The sequence below is a fragment of the Boudabousia liubingyangii genome (assembly GCF_001907245.1).
GTDB lineage: Bacteria > Actinomycetota > Actinomycetes > Actinomycetales > Actinomycetaceae > Boudabousia > Boudabousia liubingyangii.
On sequence record NZ_MQSU01000004.1, the window covers coordinates 205,057 to 218,729 of the forward strand.

At 50.9% G+C, this 13,673-nt stretch carries 13 protein-coding genes and 1 pseudogene; 9 read left to right on the top strand and 5 right to left on the bottom strand.

What is annotated here, in order from left to right:
- Positions 1–63: 63 nt before the first annotated feature.
- Complete coding sequence (locus tag BSR28_RS07665) at positions 64–531, bottom strand: metallopeptidase family protein (protein ID WP_083563216.1); 468 nt, start codon at positions 529–531, stop codon at positions 64–66.
- 49 nt (positions 532–580) lie between these two features.
- Here BSR28_RS07665 and BSR28_RS07670 point away from each other — a divergent pair, with 49 nt between their 5' ends.
- Positions 581–1,048, top strand: coding sequence for a DUF3499 family protein (locus BSR28_RS07670; RefSeq protein WP_073713847.1), 468 nt, complete (start codon positions 581–583; stop codon positions 1,046–1,048).
- 2 nt (positions 1,049–1,050) lie between these two features.
- Here the strand turns inward: BSR28_RS07670 and BSR28_RS07675 are convergent, their stop codons facing one another.
- Entirely contained in the window at positions 1,051–2,067 is a 1,017-nt protein-coding gene (locus BSR28_RS07675; RefSeq protein ID WP_073713848.1) for a hypothetical protein, read from the bottom strand.
- 112 nt (positions 2,068–2,179) lie between these two features.
- Here BSR28_RS07675 and mtrA point away from each other — a divergent pair, with 112 nt between their 5' ends.
- The 6 genes and pseudogenes from mtrA to secA form a co-directional block, all read left to right on the top strand.
- Positions 2,180–2,857 carry an MtrAB system response regulator MtrA gene (mtrA, locus tag BSR28_RS07680; protein ID WP_073709557.1) on the top strand — a complete coding sequence of 226 codons (678 nt, stop codon included), beginning with the start codon at positions 2,180–2,182 and terminating at the stop codon, positions 2,855–2,857.
- Positions 2,858–2,861: 4 nt separating this feature from the next.
- Positions 2,862–4,676 carry an MtrAB system histidine kinase MtrB gene (mtrB, locus tag BSR28_RS07685; RefSeq protein ID WP_083563220.1) on the top strand — a complete coding sequence of 605 codons (1,815 nt, stop codon included), beginning with the start codon at positions 2,862–2,864 and terminating at the stop codon, positions 4,674–4,676.
- A complete protein-coding gene (locus tag BSR28_RS07690; RefSeq protein WP_073713850.1) occupies positions 4,669–6,354 on the top strand; it encodes an LpqB family beta-propeller domain-containing protein in 1,686 nt (561 codons plus the stop codon). The genes mtrB and BSR28_RS07690 overlap by 8 nt, the downstream gene beginning before the upstream one ends.
- 85 nt (positions 6,355–6,439) lie before the next feature.
- Positions 6,440–7,105: a ComF family protein gene (locus BSR28_RS08990; RefSeq protein WP_125899210.1), complete on the top strand. Its 666-nt coding sequence runs from the start codon at positions 6,440–6,442 to the stop codon at positions 7,103–7,105.
- A gap of 221 nt (positions 7,106–7,326) precedes the next feature.
- The gene (gene hpf, locus BSR28_RS07695; protein ID WP_073709513.1) at positions 7,327–7,968 is read left to right on the top strand and encodes a ribosome hibernation-promoting factor, HPF/YfiA family; all 642 of its coding nucleotides are present in this window, start codon (positions 7,327–7,329) and stop codon (positions 7,966–7,968) included.
- Positions 7,969–8,162: 194 nt separating this feature from the next.
- Positions 8,163–10,638: pseudogene (gene secA / locus BSR28_RS07700) on the top strand (preprotein translocase subunit SecA); the annotation flags it as partial.
- A gap of 363 nt (positions 10,639–11,001) precedes the next feature.
- On the opposite strand, the gene BSR28_RS07705 reads toward secA, so the two are convergent.
- The gene (locus BSR28_RS07705) at positions 11,002–11,469 is read right to left on the bottom strand and encodes an Rv3235 family protein (RefSeq protein ID WP_073709512.1); all 468 of its coding nucleotides are present in this window, start codon (positions 11,467–11,469) and stop codon (positions 11,002–11,004) included.
- 3 nt (positions 11,470–11,472) lie between these two features.
- Positions 11,473–12,126 (bottom strand): LysM peptidoglycan-binding domain-containing protein, encoded by a 654-nt coding sequence (locus BSR28_RS07710; protein WP_083563222.1) that lies wholly within the window; start codon positions 12,124–12,126, stop codon positions 11,473–11,475.
- 29 nt (positions 12,127–12,155) lie between these two features.
- Between BSR28_RS07710 and BSR28_RS07715 the strand changes: the two genes are divergently transcribed.
- Entirely contained in the window at positions 12,156–12,737 is a 582-nt protein-coding gene (locus BSR28_RS07715) for a hypothetical protein (protein ID WP_073709510.1), read from the top strand.
- Here BSR28_RS07715 and BSR28_RS07720 read toward each other — a convergent pair.
- On the bottom strand, positions 12,717–12,932 hold the full coding sequence (locus tag BSR28_RS07720) for a helix-turn-helix domain-containing protein (RefSeq protein WP_073709509.1): 216 nt from the start codon (positions 12,930–12,932) through the stop codon (positions 12,717–12,719). The genes BSR28_RS07715 and BSR28_RS07720 overlap by 21 nt on opposite strands.
- 60 nt (positions 12,933–12,992) lie before the next feature.
- On the opposite strand from BSR28_RS07720, the gene BSR28_RS07725 reads away from it, so the two are divergent.
- The gene (locus BSR28_RS07725; RefSeq protein ID WP_143237649.1) at positions 12,993–13,673 is read left to right on the top strand and encodes a CpaB family protein; all 681 of its coding nucleotides are present in this window, start codon (positions 12,993–12,995) and stop codon (positions 13,671–13,673) included.

Here is a 13,673-nt window from a genome sequence, read left to right on the forward strand (position 1 = left end):
CATTAGTGGCGGGCGAAGATAGCGGTAATGGATGCCCTTGAACGCGCCGGGGAACAGTAGCTTTTAAATACTTGGGTCAATGTCCTCTGGAGAACACCCGAAAAGGGCGCTGAGGTTCTCAACCAGTACCAAGCGAATAAGTTCAGAAAGCCCCGCCGGCCCGTCACAGCGATCAGAAATTGGTAGACGAAATAACACAATGCGGCTAGGTAACCCGGCCTTGCGATCCGCAGAAAAAGCCCTTCCTAAACGAATCGAGTCACGCTCCCAAGGTGCCGGATCAGAACGGGGAGCCTCTTCCACCACGACCTCGACTTGGTTAAGTTGGGGGAACGAAGTCTCGATGCTCTGTAGCTGTTGTACTACCAGGTCATCAAAAAGCTTTTGACGGGAGATATAACCGGGCAAATGTGGGCCAATCAAAGGGCCTCGCTGGGTTCTACCATGTCGATCCCGGCGATGGATGAGCTGTAACTCGCGAGCCGAGACCTCGCTAGCAGAGACGTTTACTTGCCACTTTAAATCCGACATGTTCTAACGATATCGCAGACCTGAATATTAAATGAGTTAGAATGTGCGCGTGCCATATGCCAGAACTTGTTCCAACCCCGGCTGTTCCAACCCTGCCGCGGCCACGCTAACCTACGACTACTCTGATCAAGCAGCCTTTATAGGCTTTTTGGCTAGAGAAGCTAGGTCCGGATGCTACGACCTCTGTCAGATGCATGCCCAGAGGTACAAGGTGCCACAAGGTTGGGAACTGACCGTGCATCCCGACCTCTTTAAACACCCCATTCGAGACTTTGAAGGAGTCTCAGAAGAACTGGTCGACGTAATCGAGGTGGCCCTCAACCTGCCTTCCTCGCCAGTCCAAAAAGTACATCAAGAGCAGGAAGCAAAACAGGTACACCCCGCCAAAGGTGGCGCCTCAGCAAGTCGGGATTTGCAGAGTATTACCGGCGGCAATCCTGCAACTGTCGCATCACGGCCTAATCAGGTCCCAGGACGTAAACGGGGCTTCCTGCGAGTAATCGATGGTGAGGGCTAAACCTACTTTTGCGGCAGCTGCCGCCAGAAATCTTCCTTAATAAACCGGGCATTTACGTAAAGCAAGCACCAGGTGATCGGAACTAGGGGAGAGAATACCGCCTGCAAAAGAAGCTCATTAAGAATCTCTAACGAACTAGCTAATGCTGGATTCGAAATCATTTGGGTGATCAGATTCTGAATAAGGGTCAGCACTACCGCCACCAAAAACGCTGCCAATGTTGCCATAACAGCCGTAACGATCGTGGTGAATAGGTTGATTAGATTCAAACCGCGGCTTAGATCCCATGATCGTTTGATTGCCTCAATCGGTTTACTACCTTCAAGCACGGCAGCAGCGGGAGCAAAAAGAAGCTTCAGCTCGATGTACACAATGATGATCATTGCGGCAAAGAGAGCCAGAGAAACCAAGCCGATTTTTTCCGGGGTCAGTCGTCCCTGCGAATCGGTGAGCAAATTCGTCAGTAGGAATACTGAACCCAGAACGGCCGCCATCATCAAAAGATGTACGAAAATGATGAAAATAAGCGCCGGGATCGCTTTGCCGGTGGCCTTTAAGGTCTCACCTAGGTTTGCTTTCCTAAATAACAACAGTCGTGAGACGACGAAGGCAATCGTGCCCGAAATGAAGACCATGACCAATAGGCTGACGCAGAAGTTGATCAGTGACGACTGGAAGAAACCCTTAATAATCGTTTGGAACTCGGGCCCATTGGTAGTCTGTTTTCCCTCTGCTAGGGGGATCCAGATTTGGTTGAAAAACTTGTCCTCCCACTGCTTGCTCTGCGTCAAATACGAAGATAGAGAGTTAATAATTCCAACTAGTAGACCCAAAAAGATGATGACTAGTGGATTGCGCAGCAGAGCTAGGAAAGTACCGCGAACAACCTCGCCAAAACGTAAAGGACGTAAGGGGATGATGGGTAATGTAGCGCGGGAATCCTGAGGCAGCTCCTCCCGGGGCTGATAGTTTTGATCATCAAAACTCGCGGGATCGTAGTCCATGAAGTCGCTTGACATATTGAATCCTTTGGGAGAAAGCTGTGACTAAGCTATAGTTTATAAGAGATTAAGATAATACTCGCCGTCTAGGATGCGACCAAACCTAGCAGAGAAGTGGGAAAATAAGCGCATGAGTGCACGAATCTTAGTGATTGATGATGATGTGGCCCTAGCCGAAATGATCGGGATCATCATAGAGTCCGAAGGCTTTGACGCTTCTTTCTGCTCAGATGGTGCCTATGCACTTGACACTTTCCACCGGGTCGATCCCGATCTTATTCTTCTCGATATCATGCTTCCGGGCATCGACGGGATTGAGATCTGCAAGCGTATCCGCCAAGAATCCGACGTCCCAATTGTTATGTTGACTGCTAAGTCTGATACGACGGATGTCGTGGCCGGTCTAGAAGCTGGCGCTGATGACTACGTCCCCAAGCCTTTTAAAGCGAAAGAACTAATCGCTCGCGTTCGGGCACGACTTCGCCGCACTGAAGATGCACAGCCCGAACGTCTATCAATTGGTGACCTAGAGATTGATGTTGCTGGACATCAGGTCTTCCGCGGGGAAAAGCAGCTAGCACTGACCCCACTAGAGTTCGATCTGCTAACTACCTTGGCCCGTGAACCCTGGAAGGTATTCTCACGTAACGAGCTACTTGAAAAAGTCTGGGGCTACCGTCACGCTGCCGATACCCGCCTCGTAAATGTCCACGTGCAAAGACTGCGTTCGAAGGTAGAACTGGATCCTGAAAACCCCACGATCATTATGACCGTTCGGGGCGTAGGATACCGATCCGGAGACAACTAGGCCAATGCCTCGTTTGCTACGAGGACAGGGCGTTCAGTATCCTCAAGATCCACCCCTTAAACGCTGTTCAAAGCGTTGGAGCCGATTTCGAAAATGGCTGACGCATAACTGGCTATACCGACAGTTTGCACAGAATCTTGCCCTCAGAACCTCAGCCCTGCTATCGCTTTTGGGCGTAGTAGTGGTGGCCATGATCTTCGCGATCGTTTCCGTCAACCTGAAGAATGACGTTTTTCAGCAGCGTGTCAGTCAGATCGAGCAAGATGCTGCAGTGCGTTTCTCCATTGCACAAAGTACGTTCTCTCAAGCGGCAGTCTCTACCGTCGATCAAGCGCAACAGGTTGCTGGCTCGGTTATCTCTGAAGCGAGGACCTCTGCCCAAGGCGCTAGGGGAGTCGGGGTAATCCTATTAAGAGCGCCCTCGGATCAAGGGCCTCTAGCCATTAACGAAGTAATGGTCATGGATGATTTCTCTCCCGATGTGATCACTCCCGAACTGCGCACCGAGGTCCAAAAATCCGCCGGGAAGAAACAGTTCTGGCAATCAGTTACTCTTGCCGATAGCAATGGGGGAACGAGCCCCGGGATCGTCGTCGGGAAGACGCTAAACCTGCCCCTGGTGCACCAGTACGAAATGTACGTGGTTTACTCCCTAGCTGGCGAACAAGCCACCGTTTCATCGCTTCTACGCTCTGTTCTAGCGGGTTCGATAGGCCTCTTGATCTTTCTAGGCGTACTTATCTGGATGGTCACCTATCGCCTCCTCGGACCAGTACAAAGAACGGCGCTCGCGGCAAAACGTCTAGCGGAAGGAGAATTCGATGTTCGAGTCGAAGTACAGGGCGAAGACGAACTAGCAGTACTAGGATCCTCCTTCAATGAAATGGCCCAGTCCCTGCAGACCACTATTGACGAATACGACGAACTAGCCAAGCTACAGCAACGCTTTGTTTCAGACGTTTCTCATGAGCTCCGCACCCCGCTGACCACCATCAAAATGGCCGGCGACATGATCTACGATTCTCGCGAAGACTTTGACCTGCCAGCAAAACGATCCGCAGAACTACTACACGATCAAGTAGAACGCTTCGAAACCATGCTGGCTGACCTCCTAGAAATCTCGCGTTATGATGCGCAAGCCCAGCTCCCTGAGTTCGAGTTCATCGATCTAGTAGAACTTTGCGAACAAGTTATTAGCGACGCCGAACCAATCTCTAAACGACTGAAGGTGCCAGTAATCCTGCGCGGTCCGCAACTGCCCGTGAGAGCTGAGGCGGACGAAAAACGTATTGAACGAATTATTCGCAACCTAGTGCTAAATGCGGTCGAACACGCAGAGGGAAACCCCGTAATCGTCAGCATCGGGGAAACCGATAATGCTGTTTCGGTACGAGTCCGCGATTACGGTGTTGGAATGACCCCGGAAGTGGCCGCCCAAGTGTTTAACCGCTTCTACCGGGCGGATCCCGCACGAGCCAGAACTACTGGCGGCACCGGCCTTGGCCTGTCGATCGCGAAGGAAGACGCCCGACTACACGGCGGCATCCTAGAAGCTCAAGGTGAGCCCGGAATGGGATCCGCATTTATGCTTACCATTCCCAGATTGCATGGCAATCAGCTTCAAGAGAGAGCCCTCACGCTTTGGGAGGAAGGACCGATCGTTCCCAAGATGGCCGCATGGAGCGCCCGTCCCGCCGCTGTCCCAACCCAATTCAACGCAGAAAACTGGACCGAGACTGCAGTTAGAGCCTCAACTAACGAAGCCTTGAGGGTAGAAACAGAGCCGGTTGAAAATCGTAAGGAGCTGGGAGATGCCTAAGAACCAAGGCCGGATTTTTCAACGCTCGACGTTACTAGGCTGTTGCCTATCACTTTCGCTCCTGTCCTTAACCGCCTGCAGTACCCTTCCACATTCTGGGAAGGTTAACCAATCTCAGGGGGTAGAGGTAGCCAATAGCAAATCTATTCAGAACGCGCCAGCTCCTAGCCGAGACGCCGAGCCCCAGGAAATTCTTAGAGGCTTCCTAGCCGCCTGTCGCGCTGGTGCCCTGACCAATAGTTTTGACGGTGCGCGACAGTACCTGCTTCCCCGCGCTGCGGCAGCTTGGAAGCCAGAAGCCGAAATCCATATCTATCCTGCCGATGCCAATATCCGCCTGCAGGCAACTGAAGCGACCATAAAACTTCAGGTTCCCGTACGGGGACTCCTATCCAAAAACGGAGTTTTCCAAGCAGCTGGATCAAGCGAGGAACTAACCGCTAACTTCACTTTCGCGAAAGACAGCGACGATCAGTGGCGGATTGCCCAGCTGCCCTCGGGCCTGATTCTGGCTGAGTCAACTTTCCGCAGCGCCTACAATAAGCAGTCCCTCTTTTTCCTATCCCCTGATGCCAAGAATCTAGTTCCCGATGTCCGGTGGGTTCCACGCGCGAAGGCTACCAGCTACCTCGCCGAACTACTATTGGCAGGTCCTTCGGATGAGCTGAAAGGCGCGGTCGGAACGGCCGTGCCGGCAGGAGCCACCCTAGTTTCCCATCAGGTGCCGATGGACGGAAACGAAGCCCAAGTGCGCATTCAGGCTCCTGATAGTTCTCTTGATCCAGTGACTGCTAGCTTACTCCAATGGCAACTTGACCGAACGCTAAAGCAAGAATCTTCAGTCCTAAATGTGGCGGTGAGTATCAACGGACAGGTGCTAACGTCACCTCTTCCCAAGGGAGAACAACTAGCTCCCAGTATTCCCCTAGCAGTTCGTAATAACCAAGTGATTAATCTGAGTGATAACTCGATTTTTGTTAACCAGCTAGAGGGAGCTGCACAACCACTTACGGGGATCGCAATCGACCCAAGGAAGAACCAAAATCTGGCCTATACCCGTGGAAATACCGCCCTTTACTGGGGGCAATTAGGGGCACAGCAACGCAATATTCTTACCGGTAAAGCCCTCACTGTTCCCGATATTGATCGGCAAGGGTGGACGTGGATTCCTGATTTAACCTTAGGTCCCGCAGCCTATTTAGTTAATCCAGAAGGGCAGGTCAGTACGATTCCAATGCCTGGTTCCGGATCGCCGGTAGAACGGATTGTCGTCTCCCCGGATGGGATGCGGATGCTGGTCGTGCGACGTAATCAGTCGCAGGCGGAAGTTGCGCTGCTACTGATCCGACGTGAAACTACCGGGCGCCCCATTGAAACTAGGCTTCTATCCACTACAGCTTTCGCTCCCGATACCAAAATCTGGCCCGGCTGGAAGTCCCCAATTGAGCCCGTGCTTTTAACGCGGACCGGCAGGTCGGCGGAGTCAACTTTGATTACCTTGCCGCTGGGAGATGTACAAGAAGAAGAGTTAGCGGTTTCTAATCCGATCGATTTTGCTGCTTCGGATAGCACCCAGGGTTTGATGCTCCTCGATCAGTCCGGGAGCCTGTATCGTCAAGATGGTCGTCGCTGGGTGCTTTTATCTAATGGGGTACTTTGGCCTTTCTACACTAACTAGGTGCAGGAATATTAACAGCTACTAGGCTATCCACAATAATTTTTGGGACGAGGCCGCCCCAGGCCCTCACATTCATACTTTCAGTATGAATCTTGCTTTATTTTCACGTTGTCGCGGCTGTAATGGGTGGGGGAGCGCCAGCTGCGAAGCATGTTTAGAATCTGCCCATCGTGGTGCCTTTGAAGAGAAGGAATTAGCTAGCCGTTTGGGGGTTTTATCCATTCAGGTTGCTGGAAGATATGTGACACCGAACCGGGATTTCATTTTGGCGGCAAAACATGATCCGACTTTTTCTACACAGAAATATTTAGCGAGTTCGGCGGCGGTATTAGCGGAGCGGATCTGGCCGTATTTGGAGTCCTTGGAACCGGGCTTTCCGTTATTGGTCTGTCCCTTACCCTCTAAATACCGCCGACGGTTTGGGGGACAATATGTGGCGGGCGAGCTAGCGTGGTATTTAGCTCAGGAGCTTCGTGCCCTTCTGGAGGTTGATTCGCATGGAATCTTAGAGGTCCTGCCGGTAGAGCTCCTACGTTTTAGACTTTGGGAATCTGGGCAAGCTGGGCAGGATGGCAAAGCTCGACGAAGAGTTAGAAAAATGGAACTTATTAGTTGTGTTGTCAGTCCAAATCTACTGCTGGTTGATGATGTGATTACTACCGGAAGCACTTTTCGGAGTGCGGTTTCAGTATTTAAAACACGGGGTGATTTTCATTTTTTGGGGGCGGCTCTAGGTGGGGTTCGTAGATAGAGAAGTTAACGTCCAAAATCTTGTTCGCCAACCGAGTTAAGCGAGAGAAACTCAAAGAAAAATTGTATGATTGAGAACACAGTCAAAGAGAGCTTGAGAACAGCAGTTCACAGGCGTTTTGACTATCTCTGGGAAAAGGAGGTTCGATCTATTTCTTTCTTAGGCAAAGAGGCCTAAGTTATTATTCCGCCGATTTAAACATTTTCCCAAGGAGGGGACAAATGGACATCAACTTGAACGCACGTAACGCTGAAATTCATCCTCGGTTCCGCGAGTACGTCGAAGAGAAAGTATCAAAGGTCAGCCATTTTTATCCAGGGGCGACTGCAGTCAATGTGGAACTAACCCACGAACGCAATCCCCGCCAGGCTGATACGGCAGAAAAGATCGAAATTACAGTATTTGGTAAGGGTCCCGTGATTCGCGCCGAAGCTAGCTCGGCGGACCGCTATGCGGCCGTTGACTTAGCAGTAGGGAAGCTGTTCGAACGTCTACGCCGTGCGCGTGACCGTGCCAAGGATCATCGTCGTCGTTACCAGGCAGAAACCCCGGTTGATTTGGGTGCCTTCGAAATTACAATGCCGGAAGATGAAGGTGTCGAAGATCAAGCAGCACTAGAACAGCACGAGCTGAAGGTTGGCGAAGCAGTAGAAGAGCAACTAGGCGATTCCCCCGTTATTGTTCGCCAAAAGCTACACGAAGCCGACCGGATGACTGTTGACCAAGCACTCTACCAAATGGAGCTGGTTGGTCACCCGTTCTTCCTCTTCATCGACGCCGATACTGGTCAGCCCTGTGTGGTCTACCATCGCCACGGCTGGACCTATGGTGTGCTTCGCCTGAATGCAGTTGTTGCTGAGTAGCAGATCAACCAATAAGCCCTAACAGTATTTCGCCCCACTTTTTAGCTTTGCTAATAGATAAAGGTGGGGCGAAGTGCTGTCACTAGGCTAGACTATATGCGTATTAGAAGGCCGGTTAGGTCTGTCAATTTGTAAGGAGTAGATCGTTGGGTCTAGGACAAAAGCTGTCAAAACTTGGCAATAAGATTCTGCGCATGGGTGAGGGAAAGACCCTTAAGAAGCTCGAGCTGATAGCTGATCAGGTTGATGCTTTAGAAGATGACTTCAAAGCCCTAACCGATGAAGAACTTACCGCTAAGACCGACGAGTTCCGAAAGCGCCTAGAAGAGGGGGAAACCCTAGACGACATCATGGTCGAGGCTTTCGCGACGGTTCGTGAAGCAGCTTTCCGTACGCTTCGAATGCGCCACTTCCGCGTCCAGATCATGGGTGGTGCTGCTCTACACCTTGGCAACATTGCTGAAATGAAAACCGGTGAAGGTAAGACTCTTGTAGCTACCCTTCCCGCCTACTTGCGAGCCCTAGACGGTAAGGGCGTCCACGTCGTAACCGTTAACGACTACCTAGCTTCGTATCAGTCCGAACTAATGGGACGTGTATTCCGCTTCCTAGGCTTGACCACCGGTTGTATTATGGCGGGCCAGACTCCTGCGGAACGTCGTGAACAGTACAACGCTGATATCACTTACGGTACCAACAATGAGATGGGCTTTGACTTCCTACGCGATAACATGGCTACCGATGTCTCAGAGTTGGTACAGCGCGGCCATAACTTCGTGATCGTCGACGAAGTCGACTCGATCTTGATCGACGAAGCCCGTACGCCATTGATCATTTCCGGACCCGCTGATGGTTCCAACAATGAGTGGTACACAACCTTCGCTCACCTAGTTGAAGATCTTGAACCTGGAGTTGATTACGAAGTCGATCACAAGAAGCGCACCATTGGTGTGCTAGAACCCGGCATCGACAAGGTCGAGGAACAACTTGGCTTCGACAATCTTTACGAAGCAGCATGGACCCCTCTAATTGGCTTCCTAAACAACGCAATCAAAGCTAAAGAACTATTCAAGATCGACAAGGACTACATCGTTCACGATGGGGAAGTTCTGATTGTTGATGAGCACACCGGTCGTGTTCTACCTGGACGTCGCTACAACGAAGGTATGCACCAGGCTATCGAAGCTAAAGAAGGCGTCGAAATCAAGGCAGAAAACCAGACGCTAGCCACGATTACTCTACAGAACTACTTCCGTCTCTACCCTGAAGGCTCACGTTCCGGTATGACCGGTACCGCGGAAACCGAAGCTGCAGAATTCGCCTCCACCTACAAGATCGGTGTCGTCCCGATTCCCACCAATAAGCCAATGATTCGTAAGGATCAGGACGATCTGGTCTATGCCACTGAAGAAGGCAAGTACGATGCGGTCATTAAGGACATTATTGCCCGCCACGAAAAGGGCCAGCCGGTTCTAGTAGGTACCACCTCGGTTGAAAACTCCGAGAAAGTCTCTGCCATGCTGCGTAAAGCGCATGTCCCGCACACCGTGCTAAACGCTAAGCACCATGAGAAGGAAGCGGCCGTAGTCGCGATGGCCGGCCGTAAGGGAGCAGTCACCGTTGCTACCAACATGGCTGGCCGTGGTACCGACATTATGCTTGGTGGCAATGCTGAGCATATTGCGATTGCGAACTTGAAGGATAAAGGCCTAACCGCAAACGAAACTCCAGAGGAATTCGAGGCAGCATGGCCCGAGGCCCTAGAAGCCGCAGAAGCAGCCGTTAAAGCCGAACACGACGAGGTCTCCGAACTGGGTGGTCTTTACGTGCTAGGCACCGAGCGTCACGAATCTCGTCGTATCGACAACCAGCTACGTGGTCGTGCAGGTCGTCAGGGCGACCCGGGCGAATCTCGCTTCTACCTATCCATGGAAGATGAGCTAATGAAGCTCTTCGCCAACGGCGCTGCACGCATGTTGATGCAGTCGAATTCTTACCCGAAGGATCAGCCCCTAGAAATGGGCCTAGTCTCCCGTGCGATTGCTTCTGCACAAGCCCAGGTGGAAGAACGAAATCGAGAGATCCGAAAGAACGTGCTCAAGTATGACGATGTCATGACGGAGCAGCGTGAAATGATCTACTCGCAGCGTCTTCGCGTTCTAAAGGGCGAGGATCTGTCTGGTCAGATGGACTACTTCCTAGAGGATTTTGCTGATGGTCTAGTGGCGCAGGCGCTGGATTCTGAAGATCCTCGCGAATGGAAGGAAGAACTCATCCTTACCACGCTTTCTTCGCTATATGAACCCGGCCGTGAGCTGCGTACAATTTTGAAGGAATCGCAGGACGGAGAGCACTACTCGGCAGCGGATATTCGCAACGCAATCCTCGATGATCTGCAGGATGCCTACATGATGGCCGAAGAACAGATCGAAGCTTCTGAGTTGGCCCGGATGCAGTTTGGCCCCCAGCCCATGGCCGAACTTGAACGAATCGTACTGCTCAACAATGTTGACCGCCTGTGGCGTGCTCACCTGTACGAGATGGATTACCTGAAGGAAGGTATTGGTCTGCGGGCAATGGCTCAGCGCGACCCGCTAGTTGAGTACAGCTCTGAAGGCGCCCAAATGTTCACTTCTATGATGGGGGCGATCCGAGAAGAGACCGTGCAACAGGTCTTCACGGCAGTGTCGAACCTCAAAACCACCGAGGAACGTATGGCCCGTGAAGCAGCAGCGCAGGAAGCGGCCGCCCGTCAACAGAGTAACTCCCGCGGTTTTATGAATCCTTCGCGTAAGGCTCCAGCTGCCGGAGGCGGTAGTTCTAACCCGTCGCTGATCTCTCGTCATCGGACTCCGCAGAACGTTTCACTATCTGGTCCTTCAGAATCGGTTGATGGTATTGCTGAGGCTGCTCGAGCAGAAGGTATTGAGATCCCTGAAGATAAACCGCAGGGCAATCGCGCGCAGCGTCGCAAGAAGAAGTAATACTTCTTTTCGCATAGGTTTGGGGGCATCTTTCTAGATGCCCCCAAACCTATGCTTGAACTGCTGCCAAAACCCACCTTTGCTGAACCATTTCGAGCCGAAAGGCTAAAGCTCTAACGCGACCATTAATGGTGTAGGTGATGCAGCATTCAGCTACTTGCTCGTTAACCAGACAAACATGCGGCTTACTGAGCCGGAAAAGCTTGTAGATGTTCCCGTAGCGTTTAATCCAAGCTTGATGATAGCCCCAAAGAGAATCGGCAGCTGAGCTGGTTAACCAGCGATCAAAACGTCGAAAACGTCGGATGCCACTCATAGACTCCAAGACCATCCGAGCCATAGCTGTGGCCCACTGGTTAATGGTAGGTGCCTGACCTTCCGGCTTTGGCGGGGGAGGAGCGACTAGGGGAGCAAGACTTCGTTCTTTTTCTGATTGTGCCGAAGTATTAGCGAGATCCTCAATCGTGGGACCGAGTGGCAAACCAAGCGGATTCTTATTATCTACGGCTGTTTTCATGGCTTAGCCTTTCTGGCGGGTCGGTTGTTTGGGAAGGACCAAGGAAGTCCCTGGGAAAATTAAGTTTGGGTTAGAGCCGATTGCAGTGAGATTTTGTTGGTAAATCTGTTCCACTAAAACCTGAACTTCTCTAGCAGAAGGGGGATCTTGGGGAGAGCTCCTTTGCAGTAGGCTTTCCGCAATTTTCCATAAGGAGTCCCCAGGTTTAACCCGATAGGTATTTAAAGAAGTTGCTTTTGGTAGTAAAACTGGACCCTTAAGACGGTGAGCGTCTGATTCGGTTTGCTTCTCACCTTTGAGTAATAGAGAGACACTGGGTCTAGAAACCGAGCTTGAATTAGTGTCATCCCGGTAGGTAGTTGCAAAAGCTGGATTACTAATCCCTGATAGGGCATAGCTAGCAATTGTGAAAGCGGCAATCCGGTTAGCAAGTTTGGTGCCTCTTTTATGAATCAGGCTCTGAAGCGCTGTCGATTGCTGCCAACGGCTGAAAAATGCTAAAAGCACCCAAAAACCTTGCCAGAAGGCTAGGAGAACAAGGGCAAGAAGAAACGTGATTAGGAGCGCGTTACCAAGCGACTCGGCGAAATCGAATCTTGCATTGTTCAGCTGTCCACTTTTGTTGAAGTAGAACATTTGGGTACTTACTTTTAACATGCCCTAAGAGTCTCATAAATAATCAAACGATGTCAAACGATATCAAATACGAATTTTGTGGTGTAGATTTTTCCGTTAAGATTGCGGCTGTGGAACTTGAAATGCTGATTGCCGAACTTGAATCTAGGTATCGCTCTGCCCGTCGTGCAGAAGACGAAGGTCTTCGGGGAGAGTTAGCGCAAGCCCATCTGGCGCAGATTTCCCTCTTGGACCGCCTGCGGGGCGCCTATGGTAAAAGCCTCGTTTTAAACCTAGCTGGGGATGCAGTGGTTAATGGAACCATGTCTTTAGTGGGCGACGACTGGTTTGTGTTTCTTTCTGAAGGGAAGAGTTTTCTGATTCCCTTAGGTGCAATCAAGGGGATTTTGGGTTTAGCTAGGGAAGATGTTGACCTAGTCCCACGTGCAACTCCACTACGTCTGAATCACTTGCTTCGTGAGCTCTCTGAGCGTGAAGTGAGAATGCGTTTTCGCCTAGGCGATACCACCTGGAACGGTAGGGTGCTTTCGGTTGGTAAGGACTGGTTTGAAATCCTTGAAGAAAGCTTGAAAAAGAAAATCTTGATAAATCGAGAAGCCGTAAGCTTCATGTCACTGGTGGGAGCTATTTAAAGCTGAAATTCGTTGTTCGTTCTCTTGGTAGAGTCGCTGAATATAGGCTTCTAATTCAGATTCTTCAATCCGCCAAAGTTTTCTGGGGCCAACCTGAATTGCGGGCAGATCGCCTGATGTGATCAAAGCTCTAGTAGCAGCCGGGGTTAGATTTAGCTGTTCGGAGACATCGGCTAGAGTTAAAAAACGTGGCATATGTCGATTCTACCTCAAACAGGATTAAATGCTATCTAACGGGAAGAGTAATCGTTTCCTGTGGAAAACTCCAAATTGGCAGATTTTTTAGTACCTGCCTGTAATAATGTTTCTATGATGCTCAAAAGAACGACATTATTCGCGCAAGGTAAGCCTTCCTTGAGCCGCGATCCAAGATTCTTGCTTGGTGTGTTGATTATCGTCCTCTCGGGAATTCTAGGTGCCTGGCTGTTTGCCGCCCAAAACCAGAAGCAGGTTTTCTACGAAGCCAGTGTGGATCTAGCCCCCGGGACAGTTTTAGAAGCATCAAAACTGACTGAGGTTAAAGCCAATCTACCTAACCCAGAGCGCTACCTTTCACCAGCGCAGCTAACGAAAGATACCGTATTAAAAACTGCTGTCCACCAGGGAGAATTAGTGGCTAAGAGTGCTACCCAAGTCGGTAGTGAGCTTAGGTCACCTATTGTTATCAGCCTAGGGATGCCGCTGCCTGCCTCGATAAAGGTAGGAGACCGGGTTGACCTTTGGCAGACCCGACTTGGCGATAATGGTGCTACCGATTCAGAACCTATCTTGGTAGCGAAAAATAGTGTCATTCTGGCCCTTCCCAGTAAAGAAAAAGGCTTTGGCATTGTGTCTGGAGACAAGGTTGAAATTGGGGTCCTGGCAGCAGATATCAAAGTAGTGTTAAGCGCTGCGAACAGTAAATCTTCCTTGAGTTTAATCCCTAGTGGAGAATAA